Source organism: Caulobacter sp. AVps16 (assembly GCF_058681455.1).
The window spans coordinates 1,430,107-1,454,493 of sequence record NZ_CM178739.1; the positions used below are offsets into that span (position 1 = coordinate 1,430,107).

General features: G+C 65.4%; 31 protein-coding genes. All 31 read left to right on the top strand.

The features are described from left to right. Positions 1–24 precede the first annotated feature (24 nt). The 31 genes from ACW17U_RS06995 (at position 25) to ACW17U_RS07145 (ending at position 24,385) form a co-directional block, all read left to right on the top strand. Complete coding sequence (locus ACW17U_RS06995) at positions 25–369, top strand: hypothetical protein (RefSeq protein ID WP_492055338.1); 345 nt, start codon at positions 25–27, stop codon at positions 367–369. A gap of 14 nt (positions 370–383) precedes the next feature. Beyond that, the gene (locus ACW17U_RS07000; protein WP_419316998.1) at positions 384–578 is read left to right on the top strand and encodes a hypothetical protein; all 195 of its coding nucleotides are present in this window, start codon (positions 384–386) and stop codon (positions 576–578) included. 50 nt (positions 579–628) lie between these two features. Continuing rightward, the gene (locus ACW17U_RS07005) at positions 629–811 is read left to right on the top strand and encodes a hypothetical protein (RefSeq protein ID WP_492055339.1); all 183 of its coding nucleotides are present in this window, start codon (positions 629–631) and stop codon (positions 809–811) included. Next, on the top strand, positions 804–1,604 hold the full coding sequence (locus ACW17U_RS07010) for a hypothetical protein (RefSeq protein ID WP_492055340.1): 801 nt from the start codon (positions 804–806) through the stop codon (positions 1,602–1,604). Before ACW17U_RS07005 ends, ACW17U_RS07010 begins: the two co-directional genes overlap by 8 nt. Continuing rightward, positions 1,604–2,311: a DUF2793 domain-containing protein gene (locus tag ACW17U_RS07015; RefSeq protein WP_492055341.1), complete on the top strand. Its 708-nt coding sequence runs from the start codon at positions 1,604–1,606 to the stop codon at positions 2,309–2,311. The genes ACW17U_RS07010 and ACW17U_RS07015 overlap by 1 nt, the downstream gene beginning before the upstream one ends. Then, positions 2,308–3,006 carry a winged helix-turn-helix domain-containing protein gene (locus tag ACW17U_RS07020; protein WP_419316993.1) on the top strand — a complete coding sequence of 233 codons (699 nt, stop codon included), beginning with the start codon at positions 2,308–2,310 and terminating at the stop codon, positions 3,004–3,006. Before ACW17U_RS07015 ends, ACW17U_RS07020 begins: the two co-directional genes overlap by 4 nt. Then, positions 3,003–4,136: a DUF7146 domain-containing protein gene (locus ACW17U_RS07025; RefSeq protein ID WP_492055342.1), complete on the top strand. Its 1,134-nt coding sequence runs from the start codon at positions 3,003–3,005 to the stop codon at positions 4,134–4,136. The genes ACW17U_RS07020 and ACW17U_RS07025 overlap by 4 nt, the downstream gene beginning before the upstream one ends. Beyond that, complete coding sequence (locus tag ACW17U_RS07030; protein WP_492055343.1) at positions 4,120–4,527, top strand: hypothetical protein; 408 nt, start codon at positions 4,120–4,122, stop codon at positions 4,525–4,527. The genes ACW17U_RS07025 and ACW17U_RS07030 overlap by 17 nt, the downstream gene beginning before the upstream one ends. Then, positions 4,517–6,430, top strand: coding sequence for a hypothetical protein (locus ACW17U_RS07035; protein ID WP_492055344.1), 1,914 nt, complete (start codon positions 4,517–4,519; stop codon positions 6,428–6,430). The genes ACW17U_RS07030 and ACW17U_RS07035 overlap by 11 nt, the downstream gene beginning before the upstream one ends. A gap of 341 nt (positions 6,431–6,771) precedes the next feature. Next, positions 6,772–7,209, top strand: a complete 438-nt coding sequence (locus ACW17U_RS07040; RefSeq protein WP_492055345.1) for an HNH endonuclease — start codon at positions 6,772–6,774, stop codon at positions 7,207–7,209. A 193-nt stretch (positions 7,210–7,402) separates the two neighbouring features. Beyond that, the gene (locus ACW17U_RS07045) at positions 7,403–7,951 is read left to right on the top strand and encodes a P27 family phage terminase small subunit (protein WP_492055346.1); all 549 of its coding nucleotides are present in this window, start codon (positions 7,403–7,405) and stop codon (positions 7,949–7,951) included. Beyond that, positions 7,926–9,629 (top strand): terminase large subunit, encoded by a 1,704-nt coding sequence (locus tag ACW17U_RS07050; RefSeq protein ID WP_492055347.1) that lies wholly within the window; start codon positions 7,926–7,928, stop codon positions 9,627–9,629. Before ACW17U_RS07045 ends, ACW17U_RS07050 begins: the two co-directional genes overlap by 26 nt. Continuing rightward, a complete protein-coding gene (locus ACW17U_RS07055; RefSeq protein WP_492055348.1) occupies positions 9,626–10,981 on the top strand; it encodes a phage portal protein in 1,356 nt (451 codons plus the stop codon). Before ACW17U_RS07050 ends, ACW17U_RS07055 begins: the two co-directional genes overlap by 4 nt. Positions 10,982–11,254: 273 nt before the next feature. Then, positions 11,255–11,611, top strand: a complete 357-nt coding sequence (locus ACW17U_RS07060; RefSeq protein WP_492055704.1) for a TIR domain-containing protein — start codon at positions 11,255–11,257, stop codon at positions 11,609–11,611. Between the two features lie 120 nt (positions 11,612–11,731). Further along, positions 11,732–12,220 carry a hypothetical protein gene (locus tag ACW17U_RS07065; protein WP_492055349.1) on the top strand — a complete coding sequence of 163 codons (489 nt, stop codon included), beginning with the start codon at positions 11,732–11,734 and terminating at the stop codon, positions 12,218–12,220. A 127-nt stretch (positions 12,221–12,347) separates the two neighbouring features. Continuing rightward, entirely contained in the window at positions 12,348–12,785 is a 438-nt protein-coding gene (locus ACW17U_RS07070) for a TIR domain-containing protein (RefSeq protein WP_492055350.1), read from the top strand. An 80-nt stretch (positions 12,786–12,865) separates the two neighbouring features. Next, positions 12,866–13,333 (top strand): RipA family octameric membrane protein, encoded by a 468-nt coding sequence (locus tag ACW17U_RS07075; RefSeq protein WP_492055351.1) that lies wholly within the window; start codon positions 12,866–12,868, stop codon positions 13,331–13,333. Between the two features lie 312 nt (positions 13,334–13,645). Further along, the gene (locus ACW17U_RS07080) at positions 13,646–14,443 is read left to right on the top strand and encodes a S49 family peptidase (RefSeq protein WP_492055352.1); all 798 of its coding nucleotides are present in this window, start codon (positions 13,646–13,648) and stop codon (positions 14,441–14,443) included. Between the two features lie 74 nt (positions 14,444–14,517). Then, positions 14,518–15,894, top strand: coding sequence for a phage major capsid protein (locus ACW17U_RS07085; protein ID WP_492055353.1), 1,377 nt, complete (start codon positions 14,518–14,520; stop codon positions 15,892–15,894). A gap of 87 nt (positions 15,895–15,981) precedes the next feature. Continuing rightward, positions 15,982–16,431 (top strand): hypothetical protein, encoded by a 450-nt coding sequence (locus ACW17U_RS07090; protein WP_492055354.1) that lies wholly within the window; start codon positions 15,982–15,984, stop codon positions 16,429–16,431. Positions 16,432–16,442: 11 nt separating this feature from the next. After that, a complete protein-coding gene (locus ACW17U_RS07095) occupies positions 16,443–17,036 on the top strand; it encodes a head-tail connector protein (RefSeq protein WP_492055355.1) in 594 nt (197 codons plus the stop codon). Continuing rightward, complete coding sequence (locus tag ACW17U_RS07100) at positions 17,018–17,335, top strand: phage head closure protein (RefSeq protein WP_492055356.1); 318 nt, start codon at positions 17,018–17,020, stop codon at positions 17,333–17,335. Before ACW17U_RS07095 ends, ACW17U_RS07100 begins: the two co-directional genes overlap by 19 nt. After that, on the top strand, positions 17,335–17,829 hold the full coding sequence (locus ACW17U_RS07105) for an HK97 gp10 family phage protein (RefSeq protein WP_492055357.1): 495 nt from the start codon (positions 17,335–17,337) through the stop codon (positions 17,827–17,829). The genes ACW17U_RS07100 and ACW17U_RS07105 overlap by 1 nt, the downstream gene beginning before the upstream one ends. Before the next feature lies 1 nt (position 17,830). Next, the gene (gene gp17 / locus ACW17U_RS07110; protein ID WP_492055358.1) at positions 17,831–18,235 is read left to right on the top strand and encodes a tail completion protein gp17; all 405 of its coding nucleotides are present in this window, start codon (positions 17,831–17,833) and stop codon (positions 18,233–18,235) included. 1 nt (position 18,236) lies between these two features. After that, a complete protein-coding gene (locus ACW17U_RS07115; protein ID WP_492055359.1) occupies positions 18,237–18,962 on the top strand; it encodes a hypothetical protein in 726 nt (241 codons plus the stop codon). A gap of 13 nt (positions 18,963–18,975) precedes the next feature. Continuing rightward, the gene (locus ACW17U_RS07120; RefSeq protein ID WP_492055360.1) at positions 18,976–19,377 is read left to right on the top strand and encodes a phage tail protein; all 402 of its coding nucleotides are present in this window, start codon (positions 18,976–18,978) and stop codon (positions 19,375–19,377) included. Continuing rightward, the gene (locus tag ACW17U_RS07125) at positions 19,377–19,787 is read left to right on the top strand and encodes a hypothetical protein (protein ID WP_492055361.1); all 411 of its coding nucleotides are present in this window, start codon (positions 19,377–19,379) and stop codon (positions 19,785–19,787) included. The genes ACW17U_RS07120 and ACW17U_RS07125 overlap by 1 nt, the downstream gene beginning before the upstream one ends. 376 nt (positions 19,788–20,163) lie before the next feature. Next, positions 20,164–22,458, top strand: a complete 2,295-nt coding sequence (locus ACW17U_RS07130) for a hypothetical protein (RefSeq protein WP_492055362.1) — start codon at positions 20,164–20,166, stop codon at positions 22,456–22,458. A gap of 1 nt (position 22,459) precedes the next feature. Continuing rightward, on the top strand, positions 22,460–23,098 hold the full coding sequence (locus tag ACW17U_RS07135; RefSeq protein ID WP_492055363.1) for a phage distal tail protein, Rcc01695 family: 639 nt from the start codon (positions 22,460–22,462) through the stop codon (positions 23,096–23,098). Further along, positions 23,095–23,943, top strand: a complete 849-nt coding sequence (locus ACW17U_RS07140; RefSeq protein ID WP_492055364.1) for a phage/gene transfer agent baseplate hub protein — start codon at positions 23,095–23,097, stop codon at positions 23,941–23,943. The genes ACW17U_RS07135 and ACW17U_RS07140 overlap by 4 nt, the downstream gene beginning before the upstream one ends. Further along, positions 23,936–24,385, top strand: a complete 450-nt coding sequence (locus ACW17U_RS07145; RefSeq protein WP_492055365.1) for an NlpC/P60 family protein — start codon at positions 23,936–23,938, stop codon at positions 24,383–24,385. Before ACW17U_RS07140 ends, ACW17U_RS07145 begins: the two co-directional genes overlap by 8 nt. Positions 24,386–24,387: the final 2 nt, after the last annotated feature.

A 24,387-nucleotide genomic window follows, 5' to 3' on the forward strand; every position in this document is an offset into this window, starting at 1 on the left:
CCGTCCTGGTGGCGGGGGGCGAGCATGTCTAGGCCGTCGCCTGGCGAGCTCAAGACCTGGCGCGAGTTCGCGGCTGCCGCGAACGCCGCCGCCAGGAAGCCCACGGCCCGCGCTCGCGAGCTCGCGAAGCTGACGGCCGTGGCGAGCAAGACCGTCGTCCCGTCGCGGGACGCCAATGACTTCGCGCTCTGCGAACTTCTCGTCAGGACCGCCCGGATCTTCATCGAGGCGGCAGCTTCGCGCCGCCTGGTGATGGCTCCCGGCCTCGCGGCGCTGGCCGGTGAAGTCGCAGGCCTCGCGGGCGAGCCCCCGCTGGCCGCCGTGCCGGCCGAGGGCGATCCGGGATTCCGGCGAGATCTCTTCGGTTAGTCGGGGGCGGGGGCATGACACAAAAATCCTGCGATCAATGCGAGTTCGTCACGGTCGACGCCGCGCGCGGCCGCTCGAAATGCACTTGGGCCGAGGCCAAGGCGCACAAGTCCGCCCGCGAGGGCGAGAGGGACGCGATCGCCGCCGCCTTCGAGCGTAACGGCGCGGGTTGTCTCGGCTTCGCCCGCCGCCTCGGGCCGCCCCGGTGAGAGCCGGCGAGCGCCATTCGCCGCCGGCGCGGCCCTGGACCCTCGCGGGTTTGGTGGCCCTGCGCGCCGTGATGGCCGACGGCGGGAGCCTGGACGACGCGGCCGACGCCCTCGGGCGCGATCCGGCCGACTGCAACATCGCGCTCGATAGCCTGATTGGCCGCGCGCTGGTCGACGCGCTGCTGAGCCTCAGCTTCCGCACTCTAACCACCCGAAAGGCAAGCCATGACTAAGCCCAAGAAGGCCCGCGCCCCCGCGCCGGCCGTTGATCCTGTCGCGCCGTCGACTTCGCCCGTTCTCGTCATTGAGGGGGCCGAAACAGCGGCGGCGCTCAGGGCGGCGCTCGGCGACGGCGTGGCCGTTGTCGTTCCCGACCAGAGTCAAGCCACCCCCGCCGGGGAAGCCTGGTCGCTTGAGAATTGGCAACTCGCCGCCGCCGGCTTCGTCGACGGTTACGCCGGACCGCTCGACGAGACCCCGCCCTCCGTCGGCGTTGACCTGTCGTCGAGCGAGGATCTTACCGTGTCGTTCGCGCGCAGCGACGCGGTCGAGACCTTCCTTCTGCAGCCAGCCACCGCCCCCGGCGAGACGATCTATTTCCTCACCGACTACAGCGACGAAGGCCTTCCGTGCGCCCCGACCCTGGCTGCGTGGGCGGGCTGGCTGGCGACGGGCTTGGCCGAGGAAGGTCCCGGCCGCGAGGTCGACGGCGACGAGGAGTTCGACGCTTTGGTTATGACGTTGCTTCCCGACGTCATCGCCACGCGAACCGCCTCGGCCTGGTCGATCGAGGGCGAGGTCGGCCCCGGCGCGACTTGGTTTGCTGCGCGCTCTGCCGTGGGGATGGGCTGGTCGGCCGACACAATCGAGGACAGCTTCGAGCGGATCCTCGACGCCCACGCGCCGGCCTATGCGATCGGCGACCGCCTCGTCGTGGCAGTTGCCCGCCATGACCCGCCGGTGCGACTGGTTTATCGCCTTGGCGAGGAGCGCTCGTCGCTCGAAGTCCTAGGCGCGGTGCAGTAATGACCGCCTCGCCCAACATCGGCTTGCCATACCTGGCGGCCTCCCAAGCGCAAAAGCATGTGACGGTGAATGAGGCCCTTAGGCTTCTCGACGCCGTCACTCAGCTTTCCGTCAAGAGCCGGGGCCTCAACGTCGCCCCGGCGTCGCCGGCCGAGGGTGACCGCTATATCGTCGGCTCGGCCCCGACCGGTACTTGGGCGGGCCGCGCTCTCGACGTGGCCTTCTTCGAGGGCGGCGCCTGGTCGTTCCTTGACCCCCGCGAGGGCTTCCTCGCCTGGTCGGACGCCGACGATAGCCTGTTCGTCTATACGGGCGGGGCCTGGCTCCGCTTCGGCGACGTCCTCGCGCTTACCGCGTCCGGTGGCATGTGCGGGATCGGGGCCTTCGAGCAAGAGGTCACGCTCGCTGGCGCGTTCACCGACACGACGGCGTACTTCCCTGATCGGGCGGTAATGCTCTGCGTTGGGGTCCGCACGACGCAGGCTGTCACCGGCGCGACGTCTTTCAATTGCGGCATCGTCGGCGACACCTCGAAGTTCGGCGGATCCCTCGGGATCGGGCTCGGATCGACCAATGTCGGCGTCATCGGCCCGACGGCTGTCTATTCGAATACGCCCGTCCGATTGACGGCGGTCGGCTCGAACTTCACCGGCGGGAAGGTCCGCGTCGCTGGCTACTATCTCAGGTTCACGGCGCCCGCGTCATGAACCAGGTCGCGGCCTCATTCGTCGTCGGCGGACGTCAGGACATCGAAGATTTCTTCGAGTTCCTGTACGCGCGCATTGCCGAGCTTGAGGCTGCGATCGCCGAGGATCACTTCGAGCCGCCGCCGGCCTGGCGGCTAACGAAGACTGAAATCGGCGTCCTTCAAGTTCTCCTCGCCCGCAAGGTTGCGACGCGCGAGGCGCTGATGGCGCACCTTTACAGCCTGTCGCATGGGCGCGAGCCGCCCGAGGCGAAGGTTCTCGACATTCACATTTGCCGGCTCCGCAAGAAGCTTGCGCGCTACTCGATCCTGATCGAGACCCGCCACGGCCGAGGCTGGGCTCTGGCCGATGACGCCAAGTACGCAGTTCGCGCCGCGCGTACGATGCCAGCGGCCGAGACGCCGGCCACCGACGGCGGGATTTGGACCGAGGACCGGATCACTGGCCTCAAGACGCTTTGGCACGAGGGCTTTAGCGGCGCGGTGATTGCCGAACGCCTCGGCCTCGGCCGTGATGGCAAGGCCGCCGTGTTTGGCAAGGCGTATCGCCTCGGCTTGCCGCTACGCCGCAACCCCGACCCCGAGATCCGGCCCGAGGACCGCATACCGTCCGAGGCCGCCCGCCGCCTGGCCGCCTTCGATCCTGTCCTTCGCCGCGCCGTCGAGGCTTTCGATCGGAAAAGGGGCGCGGCATGAACCCGCGTGACGAACGCCCGCCGCTCGACTTCGATCGCTTGATCGACGAGGCCAAGGGCCGGACCCTCGACATTGCCCGCGAACTCTTCCCGAACGGGAACCTCGAAGACGCCCGATCGAGCGGGATCTATGCGCCGCTCAACCTGACCCGCGCGGACAAGAGTCCCGGCTCGTTCTGCATCTACACGACGGGGAGCCGGGTCGGCGGCTGGACGGACTTTGCCACCGGCGAGACCGGCGGGATCTATGACCTCGTCGCCTATCGCCTCGGCCTCGGCGACATGCGGGCCGGCCGCAAGAAGGCGCTCCCGTGGCTGATCGACTTCCTCAACTTCCAAACCGCCGGCCCGCGCCAGGCCCGGCCGGCGCTTCCCGAGGCGGTCAAGGCTACCGAGCGGGAGATCGAAGACGCCAGGGCCGAGAAGGCGCGCGGCCGCGCCCAAGCCCGCTACCTGGAGGCGCAACCGCTCATCACCGGGACGCCCGCAGGCGAGTACCTCAAGGCCCGAGGCGTCGACGTCCAGCGCCTCGGCCGACAGCCCGGTGCGCTGCGCTTTCATCCTCGCCTCTACGAGCCTGAGACGAAGTCCGAGCTCCCGGCGCTCATCGCGGCCGTGACCCGCTGGACGCCCGAACGAACGGGGTTCGTCACCATTCACCGGACCTTCCTGGCCGAGATCGGAGGGACCTGGTCGAAAGCGCCGATCGCCGACGCGAAGAAAGCCTATTCGTCATATCGCGGCGGGGCCGCCAACATCTGGCGCGGCATGTCCGGCCGCCCGATGAACGCCGCACCGGACGGCGATCGCGTCCTCATCACCGAGGGCCTTGAGGACGCCTTGACGGCGGCCTTGGCCTTCCACCTAACCGCCCCCGAACGCGCGCCCCGGATCCTGTGCGCGATCAGCCTCGCCAACATGCGGAACGTCAATCTCCCGGCCGCTTGCTCGACGGTGATCCTGGCCGCCGACAACGACGGTGAGAACGAGGCTGCGTCGCTGGCGATCAAGGCCGCGTCCGAAGCCTTCAAAGGCCAAGGCCGGCGGGTCCTGCTCGCCCGAGCGGCGGCGGGGAAGGATCTCAACGATCAACTCAACTATGGGAGTTCGCAGAATGGCGAGGATGGATAGCGACGCCCGCGTCGGCCTTCGCCGGCGGATCCTCACGCTCGCCGCGTGGCACGCCGAACAGGTCTCGGGCCTCGTCGCCGAGGGGCACCCTGACAACCTGGTCGACCTGGTCGAGCATCGACAGGCGGCCGAGGATCTCCGCGCCGTGGCCCCACACCCGACGACGGTGTTCGAGCTCCGATCTGAAGATCCTGGCGCGACCTGCCTCGTCGGCCTTTACGCCCTCGTGCTCCTCGGCCGCATCGCCGACGCCCGCCGGCTGTTTGACAGCCTGGTTCGCGAGGCCGTCGCCGTGACCACCCCCCGTCAATTCGAGATCGCAGAAGCCGCGATCGCCGCTCACGAGGCTATGCGCCTCACTCAGTTCCAAGGGGGTCAGCTTGACCGCTAAGATCTATGACTTCACCGGCGTCGTCGACGCGGTCGAGGGCGCTGAGGGTGACGACGACGAACCGCCGTTCGGCGGCGGCGGCGGATCTGGCGGAGGTTCGGGCGGCGGATCTGGTGACGACGAGACGTTCGATCTCGCGCCGCACCTCCCGGCTGGCGGCCCGGTCGTTCCCCTCGGAAAGGGCGAGGACGGCGAGACCCATTTCTATCTAACGGCCGACCGGATCGTTCTCGGCCTGGCGGCCTCCAAGCACCAGGCGAACGCCCTGATTTCCATGTTCGGCACTCAGGCCGGATGGGCGTTCAAAAAGTTCCCGCGCGCGATCAAGAAGAAGGGCGAGGCCCGGTTCGACAGTCAGAACCTGGCGATCGCGCTCATGACCGCGTGCGCCCACGCCACGGCGAAGAACGGCGTCTTCAACCCGATCAAGCGGATGCGCGGGCGGGGGGCTTGGCTCGGTGCAGCCGGCGAGCTCATCGTTCATTGCGGCGACATGGTCTTCGTCGCCGGCGCTACTCAAAGGCCCGGCGTGATCGGCCGGCATATCTACTCGGCGGCCGAGCCCGTGGGCTGGCCGGTCGACGACAAGGAGACGCCCGAACCTGGTTACGGCGAGGATCTCTTCGAGACGCTCCGAACCTGGAATTGGCTTCGCAAGCATCGGGATCTCGACGCGCGCCTTTATCTCGGCGCGATCGGGGCCGGGATGATCGGCGGGGCGCTCAAGGTCCGGCCGATCGCTTGGGTCACGGGCGACGAAGGCACGGGCAAGAGCGCGCTCATCAAGATCACCGAGCATATGTTCGACCGGGCGGTGATCTGCACCACCGACGCGACGCCTCGGGGGATAGCCCAACTCCTCGGCCGCGACAGCGTCCCGGTTCTCCTCGACGAGTCCGAGACCCGCGAGGACAATTCCAAGCTTCAGGCGATGGTCGAGCTCGCCCGGTCCGCCTATAGCGGCGGCCTCAGCGTGCGCGGATCCTCGGACCACGAGGCCAAGCTCTTCATTCTGAACTCGTCCTTCATCCTCGGCTCGATCCTTCTCCCTCCGTTGGAGAACCAGGACATATCGCGCATGGCGATCCTGGAGCTCCGCGAGCTCTCGTCGGACAACCCGCCGCTAGACACCGAGACCGCCGCCCCGTGGGCGCACCTCGGCCACAAGCTGCGCCGGCGGCTCATGGATCGGTTTCGCCAGGTGGGCGAGACGATCGCCGTCTATCGACAGGCCCTCATGGGCGTCGGCCACTCGCATCGCAACGCCGACCAGTTCGGGACGCTGCTGGCGATCGCCCACGTCATGAAGTGCGACGTCCTGCCTTCGGAGGAGGAGCTCGCGGCCGACGCCGAGCTCTTGCATCCCGCCAGACTCTCGGAGACCCGCAAGGTCCCCAACTGGCGACAGTGCTGCGACCACGTCTTGAGCGCGACGATCGACGCCTTCCGGTCGGGCGAGCGCCGGCTGATCGCCGAGGCGATCAAGGACGCCAACGCCAACACGTTCCGGGGCATGGGCTCCCGTGATTCCATGCAGCGGGACCTAGAGCGGTCGGGCATCAAGATCTTTATCCACCCGACCGAGAACCATCCCAACGGCAAAGAAAAGCGGTTCCTGGCTGTCGCCTGGTCTCACCGAGGCACCGCGACCATTTTCGAAAAGAGCAAGTGGGCCGGGCGCGCGGGACTAAAAGGGCCGTGGGTTCAAGCGCTGTCCCGCGCGCCTGGCGCCGTGGAATGTTGGGGGACCCTTCGGTTTGCTGGCGTGGCCTCCCGCGCTGTCCTGGTCCCGCTAGAGACCGTCGTCGACCAGGCCGACGACGATGAGGATCCGAAGCCCGAACCCTCTTCCTCTCGCCATCCATTTCCCGACCCCGACCCGGACCCCCGATCCTATGAATAACAACCGCCGCCCGCGAACGCCGTTCGTCGGCGTTCCTGCCCGTCGCCGGGTTGGTTTTCCGGGCGGAAAGGGTCGGGGAACGCAACGAAACCCGTTCGCCTGTTGCCGTTGGTTGCGGTGGCGTTGCGGCGCTGTTGCAGATAACCCACTGAACTCGCTCGGCTAATCGCGATCGCGGTCAGGCGCAACGGGATCTAGGCCGCCGCTCCACATGCGCGCCCATGCACGCGCCCCATGTGTAATCCCTTGTTTCACTGTTGCGACTTGAGAGAGATCTAAAAGGATAAGAGGCTCAATGCTTTATCTGAAACGGGAGCGCAACGAGACCGCAACGCGCGGCCTTGGCCGTTGCAGCGCCGGCGAACCTAGCCGCCAAGGTGGGTGATGCGCCCCGCCAGTTCCGCCCGCCAGGCTGGAGGCCGCGCGCCACGCGCAAGGCCGAGGCCGATGCACGCCGCGCCTCAGCGTGGAAGCGGGGCTATGACGCCACCTGGTACGAGTTCCGCGACGCCTGGATCCGCGAGCATCCGCTCTGTTGCGAGTGCGAGGCGGGCGGCCTGTCGGTGGCGGCCGAGCACGTCGACCACGTCATCCCGTTCGACGGCGTTGACGATCCGCTTCGCCTGGATCCCGAGAACGTCCAGTCGCTTTGCCGGCCCTGCCATTCTCGCAAGACGGCGGGCGAGCTCGGATGGTCAGGCCCGGCGCGGGCCGGGCCCAAGCCCGCCGGCGTCCCGCCGCGCTGGATCCCGCGCGGCCCTCGACCTCGCGGGACGTGACCCGACCGAAAAGCAACAGGTGCGATCCGATCGCACTTGACCCCGAGGCCGCGCCGGACGTGGGGGGTCAAAATCGAGGGGGTCCAACCGCTTAGGACCGGCGGAGGAAGTCTCTCGGTGCAGAATGGAAATTGAACCGGAAAGCCCCTCGGTTCGAGGATCTGAAAATAGCAGCGATTTCGAAAACCGATAAATGAAAACGCTCTCCCGTGCGGCGGCCTCTTTACGGGGCTCGGGCCGGGGGTTTGGGGTTATGAGCGCAGGACGAAAGCCGAGCTTCCTCACGCTGATCGAGAACGCGCCCGCCGCCTATGTCGCCGAGAAGGCGGCTGAGGGGAGGGCGAAGGTCACGATCGAGCCGCCGGACCGCGTCGCGGCGCGGCCGCTGGCGTTGAAGTATTGGCACGCCCTGACCGGATGGTGCGCGGCGGCCGGCCTGTTGCAGGACGTCGACGCGATCCAGTTGGCCGAGCTCGCGGAGCTATGCGCCGACCGCGAGGATCTCCGCGACAAGATCAAGACCGATTGGAGCTATAAGACCGTCGGTCGCAACGGGATCCAGTTCAAGACCCGGCCTGAGGTCGCGCAACTCAACCTCGTGAACCGCATGATCTCGTCGCTCGCGGCCGACTATGGCGCGACGCCCGTCGCGCGGCTTCGTCTGTCGGGCGGGTTGCAAGGGGACCTCTTCGGCGACGATGGTGACGGGTGGGGCCTTGGCCCGTCGAACGACCAGGCTTGAGGCCCTAGACGAAGTCACCGCCTACGCGATGGCTGTCGTTGAAGGGTACTACCCGACGGGCCGCCTCGTGCGCCTGGCGTGCGAGCGCCACCTCCGCGACATGCAGTTCGGAAAAGAGCGCGGTCTCTTGTTCGACGCCGAGGCCGCCCGCCGCCTGTTCAGGTTCTTCGCCCGGCTGAAACACACGCAAGGCCCGTTCGCCGGGAAACCGTTCGCTCTGTCGCCGTGGCAAATGTTCGTCATCGGATCGGTGTTCGGTTGGAAGCGGGCCGACGGCGCGCGGCGGTTCCGTTGGGTCTATTCATCGGTCGGCCGGAAGAACGGTAAGTCAGCGATGCTCAGCGGCGTCGCCCTCAACTGCCTCGGCCCGGACGGGGAGGCGGCCGCTCAAGTGTTCTCGGCCGCGACGAAGCGCGACCAGGCCCGCGTCGTGTTCAACGAGTCGCGGCGCATGGTGGCGACCTCGTCGTTCCTGTCGCGGAAGTTCAAGGCGTCGGCGAACGTCATTCGCCATATGAACAGCTTCTCGGAATATCGGCCGCTTGCCTCGGACGCCTCGACCCTCGACGGCCTCAACCCTCACTTCGTCGTCGTCGACGAGCTCCACGCCCACAAGAGCCGGGACCTTTGGGACGTCATCGCCTCGGCCGTGGGGGCGCGCCTGCAGCAACTTATCTGGATCATCACCACGGCCGGCCACGTCCACGGGGTGAACTCGATCTGTCTCGAAAAGCACGAGTATTCGGTGAAGGTGCTTGAGAGCCTGATCGAGGACGACGCCTGGTTCGCCTACATCGCCCAAATCGACGAGCTCGACGATTGGCGCGATCCGGCTTGCTACATCAAGGCGAACCCGAACCTTGGCGTCTCGATCTCGCTCGACGAGTTGATCCGCCAGGCCAAGGAAGCCGAACACCTCCCGTCCGCTCAGGCCGAGTTTCAGCGCAAGCGCTGCAACCTCTGGATTGCGGCCGTCAATCGGTGGTTCGAGGGCGGCCTATGGGATGCGGGCGCCGCGCCGATCGACCCTGAGGAATTAATCGGCCGGCCGTGCTTCGCGGCGCTGGACCTGTCGAGCAAAACCGACCTGACCGCCTTTACGCTTCTCTTCCCGCCCGAGGCCGAGGGCGAGAGTTGGAAAACCCTTGCCTGGTATTTCTGCCCCGAGAAGGGGATCGAGCGGCGCTCGCGCATCGACCGCGCGCCCTATGAGGATTGGGCCAAGCGCGGGTTCTTGATCCCGACGCCTGGCGCGCGCGTCGACTATGACGTCGTCCTGGCGACGATCGAGGAGCAACGCGATCGCGGGTTCGAGATCGAGGCGATCGCGGTCGACCCGTGGAACGCGGCCGGGATCGAGCAAAAGCTCATGACGCGCGGCTTCGACGTCGTCGAGTTTCGCCAGGGGATGAGGAGCTATTCGGGTCCGTCCAAGGACTTCGAGGCCCTGGTCGTGTCCGGCGACCTGCAACACGGCGGAAACCCGATAACGGCGTGGATGGCCGAGAACGTGTCCGTTCGGGTCGACGACAAGGAAAATTACATGCCGTACAAGGCGTCGCGGACGTTGCGTGTCGACGGCGTCATGACGTTGGTCATGGCGACCGGGCTCGCGTTGAACCCGCCCGAGGGCTCGCCGGGTTGGGTGCTCCCGGCCGGCTATGGGGGGCGCGCGTGAGCGGCCCCCGGTTCCTTGATCGCGTCGCCGGTGCGGTGCGTAGCCTGGCCGGTGAAGCGACCGAACCCCGCGAACTCGATCCAAGATATTGGGGGCCAGGCGGATCCGTCGGGGCCGCCGGCGTTCGGATGACGCCCGAGCTTGCCGCGAGCGTCCAGACCGTGGCGGCCGTGATCTATCGGATCTCGCTGTCGCTCTCGACGTTGCCGCTCGAAATGATGGAAAAGCGGGGCGAGGAGCGGTTCGAGGCTCCCGATCACCCGATCGCCGACGTCCTGGACGTGATCGCCAATCCCGAGCAAACCGCGACCGAGTTCCGGTTCTCCTGGTGGTGGGATTTCGAGCTCTGGAACGCGGCCTATGCCGAGATCATCCCCGGCCGGCGCGGCGCGGTCGACACGCTCGAACGCCTCGACCCCGAGTACGTCAAGCCGATGCGCGCGGCCGACCGCGAACTCTGGTTCGAGATCCGCGCGCACAACGGCCGCCCGCGTCGCCTCCTTCACCACACCGAAGTCATGCACATGCGCCGGCCGCCGTACCGGTCGGACGGGATCACGCCGATTCCGATGTGGGAGCTAGCGTCCGACACCCTGGCGAAGGCGGTCTCGATTGTCCGCTATTCCGGGTCGTTCTTCCGCAACTCAGGCATGGGCGGCGGGATCATCTTTCCCGACATTCCGCCGAAGAACGAGGAGCAATACTCCAAGTTCCTCGACATCTTCCGCAGGGACCGGACGGGCTTCAATGCTCACCGCGAGTTCGTCTTCCCCTTCAAAGCGACGTTCCATTCGACGAGCGTGAAGCACAACGAGGCTCAATTCCTCGAAACGGCGCGCGAGGTGAAGTTCGAGATCGTCCAGCTATGGGGCCTGCCGCCGCACGCCGTCGGCCTCTTGGACAAGGCGACGTTCACGAACATCGAGCAACAGGCGATCGATTTGGTCACACAGGCCTATCAGCCGCGTTGCATCCTGTTCGAGAAGGTGATCGGCCGAGATTTGATCGTCGCTCCCCGCCGCTTTTACGCAAAGCACAATTTGGCGGGCCTCCTCCAAGGGGACTTGAAGAGCCGCTATGAGGCGTGGGCGATCGGCAAGCACGCCGGATGGCTGAGCGCGAACGACATTCGAAAGATGGACGGGAAGAACCCGGTTCCCGGCGGCGACGTGTACGCCTTCCCCTTGAACATGACCCCGGCCAGCGGCGGCAAGCCGGGGCGCAACGGGACCCAAAATCGCGGACCTGGTGTCTCTAAGTCAAAGGTAGGGGGCGCCCGCATACTGGACGACCAGCGCCAGACACATGGTCACTCTGCGTCACGCCAAGGGACGGGGAGTAAGGTCCTCTGACGCGCAGCGTGCCATTTTCCGCTTTCGCCCATAGCAAAGATCGCATTGCGCAGCTCGCCGACATGGGTGCGACGACGCTCGACACTCCGCGAGCAATTAAATGAACTCCCGCCTTGCTTGTATGTCACGGCACCATAAAGCTAAGCTCGACCTATTCAGGCCATCCAGGCCTGGCCAAGCCCGTGGCGACGCGAGGCTCCTAGGGCGACAAAATCGATGGCAGATCCCCGCGCGTTCATTAGCTTTGACTTTGACAACAACGAAAATGCGAGGATGCTTTTCGTTGGCCAATCGAAGAACTCCAAGACCCCATTCACAATTCAGGATTGGTCGTCGAAAACACATTTGTCCCAGCACGAGTGGGAGGCGCTAATCAAGGCAAAGATAAACAAGTGTAACTTGATGATTGTTCTTTGTGGACGATCAATGTCGAGCGCCTCAGGGGTAGCCAAAGAAATAGCGATGGCTCGCGAGCAAAATGTCCCATTCTTCGGTGTTTACGTCGATGGAGCCGGTACAGCGAGCGCGCTACCAGTTGGACTTGCCCGAAACCGCACAATAAGCTGGACATGGGACGGTATCGCAGGAGCCATTACACAAATGATGGGTGAGGGTAAGAATAAACCCTAGCGTGGCTGCGAATTCTCGATGCGGTTAGTGTTTCAAATTTAGCTTAGTTTTCTTTTTTTGCTTGGTGATAAATTATGATGAATATTTTAAGACGCTAACAATATTATTAGGAGTTTGAGATTGTTCACCATTGGCATTACCGGGCACCAGAGTCTTGCTGATGGCTTATCGTGGGATTGGACCAAGTCAGCTTTAAGGGAAAATCTGATATCTGTAGATGCTCCCTGGGAAGCCGTATCCTCTCTCGCCGTCGGCGCGGACCAGCTATTTGCTGAGGTAGCGCTGGAATTGGGAGCTCACTTGTTTGTTGTTCTTCCTTTTGAAGGCTACGAACGAACCTTTAGTTCTGAAGGTGATATTTCAAATTATAGAAAACTTATTGATCAAGCTAGCGATGTCGTGCTTGCAAAGCCGTCCGACACCGACGAGTTAGCGTTTTTGAACGCTGGCCTTGAGGTCCTGCGACGATCAGATCTTCTTTTGGCAATTTGGGATGGAGATGAAGCTCAGGGCTTGGGCGGGACTGCCGACATCGTGTCGGTCGCCAAATCACGAAACACGCCCTTGATCTGGCTCGATCCGTACAAGCAAAACGTCCTCAGGCTTTAGAGTCGGACGCCCAATGAGCGGCGAATAGCGATCAGCCTTGGCGCAAACGCCCGCCGGAGCTTACAGACCTTTCAGGTTGACGAAATGGTCAAGCTGCCCGAAAAAGTTGTCTCTTCGGGAGGGGCGCGTGAGCACGCATCAGGTTCATGTCTTTATCAGTCACTCGTGGTGGTACAGTCAGCACTATGAGAAGCTCGCGCAATGGATTTTCGAAGATTCGTGGTCGATAGGTCAGGCGGCTATCAAGTTCCATGACCATTCGATCCCAAGTAACGCACCGATCAACAACGCGCCGAATGCAAATCTGCTCAAGGCTGCGATTCATGAACGCATAGGGAGAAGCCACGTTGTGGTGATCCCGACCGGTATGTACGCCAACTATAGCAAGTGGATTCGCAAAGAAATCGACTCAGCAAAGGCCTTGAGAAAGCCAATTGTGGCCGTAAATCCTTGGGGACAACAGCGCACCGCTAGCGTCGTTGCGTCGGCGGCAGATCGTGTAGTTGGTTGGAACAAGGAGCCCTTAATTGGAGCGATCTGGGATCTTCACTATCGAGGCGCTTGATGGCTAGACGCTCTTTGAATCCTACGACGCCCCCGGCTGGGCCATCAATATCCACCCCCTCCATTCCGCCACCGCCACCCGTGCAGAACCTGGCCCAAGTTCTGGAAATCTACAAGCTTCTGGTGGAGATGGCTGATCGAGTGAGCCAACGAAGGCAATCGAATAACAACTTCTATATGACCGTCAATACGGCCGTTGTCGGGACGACAGCGTACCTCGCGACAGTACAGCTGAAATGGCTGCCAACTGTTGCCGTATCAATGGCTGGACTTGTGATTTGCGTGGCATGGTGGCGAAGCATCCACAGCTACCGAACGCTTAACCAGGCTAAGTTCAGGGTTATTGATGACCTTGAGAATAATTTGGTGGTTAAACCATTTACTGACGAGTGGGTGCTTCTCAAATCAGATAAAAGGCATGTCCAATTTCATTCGGTCGAAACGGTCGTGCCTTTTGTTTTTGGAGCGCTACACTTAGTACAGCTAGCGCTACAGGCGCGGTGGGCGGACTTTTTCAAGTATTGCGCTGAAGTGTCGACGGGCCAGTAGGGTACAGGCACCGGTGAGCGGGTGTCTGAGATGCAGGACCCGTCCCTTCGTCCTACCGATTTAGTAGGCGCTCTCGGGCGCCACATGCCGGCCTTACGCCGCCGCAGCGACCCGCAACCCCGGATCGAACCTGGAGCTTGCGGCAAGCTCGATGATGCGCTCAGGCGGAATGGGCACGTCGATCGTAGCTTCTTGAGTATGCGGTCCCCATCGCAATGACCGGCGGCATCCTCTAAAGGCGTCGACAGAAAACCGAAGGACGAAACGGTAGGATTAGGGCGCGAACAAGGGAGTTCGCCGCCTATGCACGCGTTGCCGCTGTCGCCCGGACTGTGGGCGATCGACCAGGAAATGTTGAGCGCCGGCGAGACCGGCTCGCGGGCCTCGGCTCAAATCGGCGCGGCGCGGGTCTCGGGAACGGTGGCTGTCGTCCCGTTGATCGGGATGATCCTTCCCCGCGCCAGTTGGGCCGGGACCGGCCTCGATCAATTCCTCTCGCGGCTCCGCGAGGCGGCCGACGATCAGTCCGTCGACTCGATCGTCATCCTCGCCGACAGCCCTGGCGGCCTGGTCGACCGTGTCCAAGAGGCGGCCGACGCCGTCTTCGCCGTCCGCGCGAAAAAGAAGATCGTCGCCGTCTCTGACACCCGCATGGCCTCGGCCTGTTACTGGATTTGTTCGGGCGCTCACGAGGTGGTCGCCTCGCCGTCGTCGATGACGGGATGCGTCGGCGTCATGCGGATCTGCATGAGCTACGCCGAAATGTTCGCAAAGGACGGGATCGCCGCGAGCGTCTTCGTCTCGCGCCCGTCCAAGGGCTGGAACAACCCTTATGAGGCCATGCCGGAAGAGGCGAAGGCCTTCAATCAAGCGCAAGTCGACGAAACCGACACGGCGTTTATCGACGCCATCGCCCGTAACCGCCGCATGGACGCGAATGCCGTTCGCGAGATCCCGGCGCTCGGCCGCTCGCTGTCGGCCGACGCCGCGCTCGCCGCCGGCCTGGTCGACCGGATCGCTACCCTCGACGACGTGATCGCCGGTCTTTCGGGTCGCGGCTCGGCGCGCGGCGTGTCGAGGTCCGCGCGAATGGCATTCGCTGGCGTTTAACCCCTTCGCGGCTGCCGGGGGACCGGGCGGCGGCTGCGACCCTTCCAGCCTGGTCCAATTGGAGAAGGGACAGCATGTCTCAGAAACTCAAAGAGCTCCGCGACCGGCTGGCCTCCCTACAAGGCCAAGGCCGCGCCAAGGCCAAGGACGCCGACGGCCTCGAAGCCAAGGCCACCCGCACGGCCGACGAAGACGCTCGTCTTCAAACCCTGGCCGGCGAGTGCGACAGCCTCGCTAGCGAAATCGTGGGCGTGAACGAAGAGATCCGCGCCGAAGAGGGTCGGATCGAGGCCAGCCGTCGCCGGGCCGCCGCTTTCGGTTCGACCTCGATCGGCGGCCGCACTGCTACCGAAGGCCAGGACCGCACGCGCGGCCAGGTCCCGGCGTTTGAGGCGGGCCGCACCGTGGGTGAACTCGACCCTTCCCGAACCTATGGCTTCAAGTCGACGACCGAGTTCGCTCGCGCCGTCATCGACCAAACCACGGGCGCCAGCTTCGACGAGCGCCTCGCCGGCCCGTCGACCTTCAACCGTGGCTCGGGCTCGGCGGGCGAGGGCTTTGTCGTCCCGCCGGCGTTCCGCGACCAACTCTTCGAGTTGGCCTTCGATACCTCGGGCCTGCTCGGGATGGTCGACTATGAAGAGACCGGCGGGAGCTCCGTCGAGATCGGCGCGGACGAGTCGACCCCGTGGGGTGCGACGGGCGTTCAAGCCTACTGGCGCGGCGAAGCGCAGGCGATGAACGCTTCGAAGGCCGACACCGACAATCGCGTCGTGAAGGTCCATGAGCTTTACGCCTTCGTCACCGCGACCTCGGAATTGCTGGCCGACGGCCCGCGCCTCCGCGATCGCCTGACCCGCAAATCCGGCCAGGCGATCCGCTGGAAGGCCGAGGATTCGGTCATCAACGCCAACGGCGCCGGGAAGCCGCTGGGCTTCCTGAACGCCCCGGCGAAGCTGACGATCGCCAAGGACGCCGGCCAGGCTGCGAAGACGATCACCGTTAGCAACATCGCCAACATGTTCGCGGCGATGCTGGTGAGCGGCGACATGTCGTCTATGGCCTGGATCGGGAACACCGAGATCCTGCCGCAGTTGATCGCCCTGACGATCGGCAACGTGCCCGTGTTCACCCCGCCGAACGCGGGGATGAAGGACGCGCCCGGCGGCTATATTCTCGGCCGCCCGGTGATCTGGACGGAATCGGCGAAGACCCTCGGTACGGAAGGCGACCTCAGCTTCGTCAACCTGAAGGGCTATTACAGCCCGCGTCGGGGCGGCTCGTCCGACAACGTCGAGTTCGCTGAGTCGATTCACCTGTACTTCGACCAGGCCCTGACGGCTTTCCGCTGGACCTTCCGCATGGGCGGCCAGCCGCATCTGTCGAAGCCTGTGACCACGCCGACCGGCGGAAAGAAGTCCCACTTCATCACCCTCGCGAACCGTCCCTAGGTCGCGGCCGGCGCGGCCGTCCCGGCTGCGTCGGCTCCTCTTCATCCGGCCCCCGACCCGGTCGGCGGCAAACGGAAGGATCATCACATGTCGAACAAGCTTTTCTCGGACGCGAACGCCGTCCTCGGCGTCATTGGTCCGGTCTCCACCGGCCCCGGCGCGGTCTCGACCGGCTGGCTCTCGGCCAGCGCCTTCGCCGTTTTCGCGGCGGTCATCAAGACCGGCGTTCTCGGCGCGTCGGCGACGCTCGACGCCAAGCTCGAACAGGCCACTACGGCGGCCGGCGCGGGCGTCAAGGACATCGTCGGGAAGTCGATCACCCAAATCGTCAAGGCCACCGGCGACAACAAGCAAGCGATCATCAATCTTCGCGAGGAGGACCTCGACCTCGCCCTCGACTATGGGTTCTTTCGTTTGACCGTGACGGTCGGCGTCGCCGCCTCGCTGATCGACGCGACGGTGTTCGGCTACGCTGGTCGTTATGAGCCGGCGTCCGACTACGGCGCGACGTCGGTCGCCCAAGTCATTTACGGCTAGGGCGGCCCGCTATGCGTTTGAAGCGCACGGTCGCCCCTGTCGGCCAGGCCGTCACGACGGCGGAACTCAAGGCTCAATTGCGGATCACGCATGGCCTTGAGGACACCTATCTTGACGGCCTGATCGCGACCGCCGCCGCCCACTTCGAGGGCCGCGACGGATGGCTGAACCGTGCGCTTCTCACGCAAACCTGGATCCGTACGCTCTCGGCGTTTCCCGCCGGCGGCGTCGATCTTCCTTTCCCGCCATTGCAGTCGGTGACGGCCGTTCGCTACCTCGACGCCGGCCTCGTCGAGCGCGTGGCGGATCCCTCGCTCTTTTACGTCGGCACCGGATCCGAGCCGGGTCGTATCGAGCTCCTCCCGACCGCCGTCTTCCCCTCAACCGCCGATCGCCCCGACGCAGTGCGGATCGAGTTCGTTTGCGGGTACGGCACGGCCGCCGACGTTCCCGCCCAACTCAAACACGCGATGAAGATCCTCGCGGCGGGTTGGTATGCGAACCGCGAGCCCGTCGTCGTCGGCGCGATCGTCTCGGAGCTCCCGCTCTCCGTCCAGGCCTTGGCCTCGCCCTTCAAGGTGTTCCAATGCTGGCAGGACAGCTAGACCGCTTCATCAAGATCCTGGTCGCCACTGAAAATCAGTCGGCGACCGGGGATCCTTTGTCGACCTGGTCGAGCTACGCCGAGGTTTGGGCCAAGCGGACCGACCTGGTTGCGAATGAGGGCGCGAGCCAAGATCAGCGCGCCGCCGTCGGCCGCGCGACATTCAAGATCTACTATCTCGACGGCGTCGTTCGAAAGATGCGCGTCGACGACGACGGCGAGATCTTCGATGTCGTCGGGATCCAGATGCTTGGCCGCCGCGAGGGCTTGCTCCTCACTGGCGAAAGCGAGCCGGCCTAGTGGTCCGCACCGTCCGCACTCCGCTCCATGGCGTCCGCGAGCTCGACCGCGCTTTGAAGAACATCGGCGATGCGGCCGGGACCTCCGTCATGGAGGCGGCCATGATGGACGCGGCCGAGCCGTTGCTCGCCGAGATGCAATCCCGCGTTCAGGTTCGCACCGGCCGCACGAAAGGATTGCTGAGTATCTGGAGCGTGGTGACGGGGGTTTCCCGCAAGGTCAAAATCGGTGTTGGCGCGGGTATCGGCGTGTTTTGGGCTCGCTATCTGGAGCTCGGCACGGTCGCCGGGACCAAGGGTGCCAAGGTCTATGTCGGTGGCCGCCGGCGTCGCCAGTACCGCAACCACTCCGGGGCTCGCGCCTATCCCTTCGCCCGACCCGCTTGGGAAGTGAAGAAGCTCGAAGTTCTCGACCTCTTCATTCAGCGCATTCGCATCCACCTAAAGCGGGAGGCCATGAAGCACGCCGCCCCGCGTCATCCGAAAAGGCGATGACATGGCGTCCGTCGGCTCACTCCTCTTTACGCGCCTGACTACCTTTGCCGGGCTCTCGGCCGTGGGGGCGCGGGTCTATCCGGTCCGCGCCAAGCAAGGCGCGGCCGCGCCGTACGTCGTCTATCTGACAGCCGGAAGCGCTGGCCGGGAAAGCAAGATGACGGCCGACACCAAGATCGAGCGGCCGCGCATACAGGTCGACGTCGTGTCCAAGTCGTTCGACGAGCTCGAGCTCCTCGGCCAGGGGGTCAAGGACGCCCTGAACCGGTGGGAGACCTCGGCAGGAGTTCCGCAAATCGAGACGACCTTCTTCCTAGGGGAGCGGGACGATTGGGACGCCGAGCGCGGCCCCGACGATCTGCTTCGCAGGATCTTGGAGTTCCAACTCGTCGTGAGGACCGCCTGACATGGCCGAGAGCGTTCTTCGGAATCAACGGATCTGGCTGAACGGCCGTGCCCTGCAGACGCAGGCGAACGCCGTCGCACTGTCGATCGCGGCCGACGAGCTCGACCGGACGTCCCTGGCCGATAGCTTCAAGGTCCGCCGGGGTGGTCTCAAGAGTGGCGTCGTATCGTGCGAGGGCTTTTTTGACGCTGATCTCGACGCGGGCCTCGATCAGGCGTTCGGCGTCGCCGGCCAGATTGTGACGATCGGAGCGCCGGACGTAGGGGAGGGGGCGCTCGCCTATGGGCTCAAGGCCCTCGCTGGCGACTACAGTCCGTGGGGCGGCAAGATCGGTGACCTGGCCGGCTTCTCTCTTGGCGCGGTGTCCGACGGCGAACTCGTGCGCGGCGCGATCGCCGCCGACCGGACGGTGTCGGCCAACGGGACCGGCGTCGGGATCCAGCTTCCGGCCCCGGCCGCGCCGCTGCGTCTGTTCGCGGGCCTGCACATCCTTTCAATGTCCGCCGGCGCGACCCTCGACGTCGAGGTCAAGTCGGCCCCGACGAACGCCTTCGCCGGCGGTGGAACCACGCGGATCGACTTCGGTGTCGTCAACGCGGCGGCCGCGCCGTTTGCGGCCTGGTCATCGTTCGCGGCCGGCACGACGGAGACCTGGTTCCGAGCCGCCTTCACCCTCACCGGCACGACGCCGCAAGCAGTCGTCGCGCTCTTCCTCGGCGTCGCATAGGAGATCCTCGCCAATGGCCGAAACGGTACTCAAGAAAGCGTTCGTCTCGATCGGCGGGACCGACGTTAGCGCCTTTGTCCAGAGCGTGGCGCTGAACTACTCGGCCGACGAACTCGACAACACCACCATGGGCGGCGACTTCAAGAAGCGCCTCGGCGGCCTCAAGGATTGGTCGGTGACGGTGACGTTCGTTCAGGACTACACCACGCTCGATCCGATCCTGTTCAACGGCGTCGGCTCGCTCCTGGCCTTCGAAGGTCGGCCGACAAACTCGGCGGTCGGCGTCGGGAACCCGAAATTCACGGGCTCGACCCTGCTCAAGGAATACAACCCGATCGAGGGCAAGGTTGGCGACCTGGCCGTCGTGTCCGTGTCCATGCCGGGCTCGGGCGCCCTGACGCGGGCGACGGCCTAATGTCGGTCGTCATCCTTACGAAGGCGGCGATCCTCGAAACGGCCGACCGCGAGTTCGTCGACGTCGAGGTTCCCGAGTGGGGCGGAAGCGTCCGCGTCGCCATGATGAGCGCCGCTCAGCGCGACGCCTGGGAGGACTATCTTCGGTCCAGCCCGGCCGGCGAGGTTCCCGCCAACACGCGGGCCTATCTCGTCGTCATGACGGCGGTCGACGAGGCCCTGAACCCGCTCTTCACCGCCGACGACGCCGAGGCCCTCGGCGCGAAGAACGCGGACGCCGTCGAGCGGGTCGCCCTGGCCGCCTCGAAGCTGAACAAGATCGGCAAGCAAGAGATCGCGGCCGCTGAAAAAAACTCCTCAGGCGCCCCTCGCGACGCTTCCTCTTCAACCTCGCCCGCGACCTCGGAATGACGGTCGCTGAGCTCGGCCGGCGCATGTCGTCGGCGGAGCTCAGCGAATGGGCGGCGCTGGAAAATTTGGAAGAGCGGGAGGCGCGGGAAGCGGATCTCGAAGACCGAGCGATCGCCGGTGTGCGGAAGCTCCGCAAGACTAGGAGGGGACGTTGACCGTCGTCGTTGGCGAGCTCGTCGCCGATCTTTCCGCCAATTCGGCGGCCTTCAAGGATGACATTCAAACGGCTCGAAAGAGCCTGGCCGACGGAGCTCGCGGGATCGCCCGCGAACTCCTCGGCATTGATAACCGGTTCCACAAGACCCGAGAGGGGATCGAGGCCACCGGCAAGGCCGGCGCGGGGTGGGGCAAGGTCGCTCAAGCCGCCGGCGTCGGCGTGGGCTTCCTGGTCTCGGGCTTGATCCTGGCCGAGAAAAAAGCCCTCGACACGGCCGCCGCGCTCGACGGCGCGGCGACGAAGGCGGGGATCACGACAAAGGAACTCCTCGGGCTTCGCTACGCGGCGTCGCAGACCGACGGCCTCGACAAGCTTGACGCGGCTCTCGCCAAATACTCAGAGAACGTCGGCCAGGCGCACGCCGGGACCGGCTCGTTCCTCAAGTACCTCCGCGACACCGATCCGGTGCTGGCCACGGCGGTCCGCGCGACCAAGAACCAGAGCGAGGCGATCGCCGTGCTCGCGAACGCCGTTCGCGACACCGAGGATCCGTACAAGCGGACGGCCCTGGCGACGGCCGCCTTCGGCGACGCCGGTAAGGACCTGGTCGACATGCTGAGTGCGGGCGACGCCGGGCTTCGGACCTTCAGTCAGCGCGCCGAGGATCTCGGGATCACGCTCGACGAGAAGCTGATCGCCAACGCCGTCGACGCCAAGAAGCGGCTTGAAGATCTGCAACAGGTCATCGGGATGCAATTGACGTCGGCCCTTATCAAGGCCGCCCCGCAAATCTCGGGCTTCGCCGAGGATCTCGCGCTCGCGATCCCCGACCTGATCGAGTTCGGAAACCGGCTCATGGACGTCATGAACCTCGGGACCGGGGGGATCGATGGCAAGCGCAAGGAGCTCAAAAAGCTCCGGCACGACATGGAAGTGTTCGACGGGATCTTCAAACCGAAGGCCGACCCGATCAATAACTTCCTCACCCGGATCGGCGCGAACGGAAGCAAGGACCAGCGCGCCAGGTGGCAAGGCCAATGGCAGACGGGCCACGACGCCAACCAAGCCCGGATTACCCGCCTTGAGGGCGAGATCTCAACGCTCGAACGGATCAAGGCCGAGCGCGCCACGCGCCTGGCTAAGCCGGTCGCGGGCGGCAAGCCTGCCGGCGCCGTGACGAACGACCCGCTCGAAGACAAGCCGAAACCCAAGCCGAGGGGCGGCGGTGGCGGCGGTGGCCGTACTCGGGTCGACGAAGCTCAAACCGAGGCCGAGCGCCTTTACGAAACCACGCGCTCGCCGCTCGAACTGTATCTCGCCAACCTCAAAGAGGTCGCCGACTTCGAAGGCTCGACCTATGCCGCAAAGTTTGGCGGCTTCGAGACCGCCAGCCGCGCCCGCGCCGACGCCTTGCTCGACCTGGCGCAAAAGGCCGACAGCGCGACGATGGCCCTCGACGAGCTCAATCAGCTTGAGGCCGACGGTTCGATCGCCGCCGTCGACGCGGCGGCCGTTCGCGCCAAGCTGGCCGACCAGGCGGCGGCCGAGGCGACGCGGGCCACCTCGATCTATGCCGGCATGACCGAGGCGCAAAAGGCCGCCTATGACTCGGCCGAACGCATGTGGTCTCAGGTCGCCGGATCCTGGGCGGACTATCGCCACGCCCTGGAAGATCTCTCCGAGTTCGAGAAGAACCAATTCGCCGGGACGTTCGGTGGCTTCGAGACCGCGTCGCAAGGCCGGATCGACGCGCTCGTTCGACTGACTGAGGCGACCGAGGACTATATCGGCGCCCTGGTCGAGTTGAACCGGCTCCTCGACGCCGGGCTGATCTCGTCGGACGACTACAAGGAAGCCGAGGGGCGGATTAAAGGGGTCGGCCAGGAAACCGACAAGGCCAAGGACAAGACCACTACGCTCCGCGACGATCTCCGCGCGGCCTCCAAGGATCTATCGCGCGACATCGCCGCCAACTTCTCGCAAGTGGTGAGCGGGTCGAAGTCGGCCGGGGCCGCCTTACGCGACACCTGGACCAGCGTGATCGAAAGTATCTCGGCCAAGATCCTCGAGCGCTTCGTCACCAAGCCAATGGAGAGCGCTCTCGACGGCCTGTTCGATAAGATCCTTGGCTCGGCCGGCGGCGCGTCCGGCGGCGGCGGCGGATCCTCGGGCGGCTGGTCGGGGCTCATGTCGGCCGCCAAGGGCGCGAGCAAGTGGTTTTCCGGCCTATTCAAGGCCGCGCCTGGCGCGGCGAACGGGACCGACTTCGTCGTTCCGGGGGTCGGCGGCACTGATACGAAAATGCTCGGCCTTCGTGTTTCACCAGGCGAGCGGGTCCGCGTCTCGAAGACGCCGGGCGGCGGAAGCGACGACGGCAGCGGCGGCGCCCGGCCGAGCGTGAACGTCACCTTCAATCTTAGCGGCGCGGGCGGCCTGGCCGGCTTCCAACAGAGCCGGGGCCAGGTCGAGACCGCCGTCGCTCGCGCGGTGCAGCGCGGCATGAGGAACACCTGACATGGCCTTTGACGAGGTACAGTTCCCCGTCGACGTCTCGCGCGGATCCAAGGGCGGCCCCGAGCGACGGACGGCCGTCGTCGAGCTCGGGAGCGGCCGCGAGGAGCGCAATTCGCCCTGGGCTTCGTCGCGCCGGCGGTACGACGTCGCTTACGGGATCCGAACCGCCGACGAGCTACACGCCGTCGTCGCCTTCTTCGAGGCCCGCCGCGCCAAGCTGTACGGGTTCCGGTTCAAGGATTGGTCGGACTACCGCTCGTGTCCGCCGTTGCAGAACACGACGGCGCTCGACCAGGCGATCGGCACGGGCGACGGGACGAAGGTGGCCTTCCAACTGGTGAAGATCTACGGCGACGTCGCGCGGACCTATGTTCGCGAGATCCGCAAGCCTGTCGCCGGGTCGGTGAAGGTCGCCGTCGCCGGCGTGCAAAAGACCCTCGGCACCCACTATAGCCTCGACGTGACGACGGGTGTCGTCACCTTCGTCACCGGATCGAAGCCGACCGCCGGCCAGGCCGTCACCGCCGGCTATGAGTTCGACGTTCCCGTGCGGTTCGACGCTGATCGGATCGACGTGGATCTCGACCACTTCCGCGCCGGCGAGATCGGTTCAATCCCCCTGGTCGAGCTCAAGCTATGAAGGCCCTCCCGACCGCGCTCGCGGACCACCTGGCGACCGGGACGACGACGATCGCCCATTGCTGGAAACTCACCCGCGCCGACGGCCAGGTGATGGGCTTTACCGACCACGATCGGCCGCTCACCTTCGCGGGCGTGACGTTCGAACCCGAGGCCGGCTTCACCGCGAGCGAGATGCGCTCGGAGCTCGGGCTCAACGTCGACTCGGTCGACGTGAAGGGCGCGCTCTCTTCGGCCAGGATCGTCGAGGCTGATCTCCTCGCCGGCCTTTATGATAATGCCGGGATCGAGGTCTATCGCGTGAATTGGCAGGACGTGGCCGCCCGCGTCTTGATCCGCGTCGGGAGCCTCGGCGAGATCCGGCGCGGCCGCCAGGCCTTCGAAGCCGAGGTTCGCAGCCTGGCGCACCTGTTCAATCAGCCGAAGTCGCGGACATACCAATATCCGTGCGACGCGGATCTCGGCGACACCCGTTGCGGCGTGGACCTGACCGCCACCGCCTATCGCGGCGTCGGCGCTGTAGCGGCCCTGGTGAACGACCGCACGATGACCGCGACGGGCCTCGGCGCTTTTGCCGGCGACCTGTTTTCGCGCGGACGGCTGGTCTGGTTGACGGGCGCGAACGCCGGCCGGCCGTTCGAGGTTCGCTCTCACGCCCTGGTCGGTGCGACCGTCAATCTCGAACTCTGGCGACCGCCGGCGAACCCGATCGTCGCCGGCGACGCCTTCGTCGTGACGGCCGGGTGCGACAAGAGCTTCGCCCGCTGCAAGCTCTTCGCGAACGCCGTCAACTTCCGAGGCTTCCCCGACATGCCGGGGAATGACGTGGTGTCTCGGGTTGTCTAGCGCCGAGGCGATCAGCCCGACCGCTGTCGTCGCCGAGGCCCTGGCGTGGGATCGCACACCTTACCACCACCAGGCCTCGGCGCGCGGCGTCGGGTGCGATTGCCTCGGCCTGGTGCGCGGCGTCTGGCGGGGGCTCTATGGCGACGAGCCCGAGCAACCGCCGCGCTATTCGCCCGATTGGGCCGAGGCCACGGGGGAGGAGACCCTCGCGGCGGCGGCGCGCCGGTGGCTGATCGAGATCCCGCGCGAGCAAGTCGCCGCCGGCGACGTCGTTCTATTCCGCATGATCGCAAACGGGCCCGCCAAACATTGCGCGATCCTGATCGACGACGGCCGGATGATCCACGCGACCAACGGCGACGGCGTCCGGTTGGAGACCTATTCGCGCCCTTGGCGCACGCGAACGGCGTTCGCTTTCCGCTTCCCGCCTCTGAAAGGTTGAAC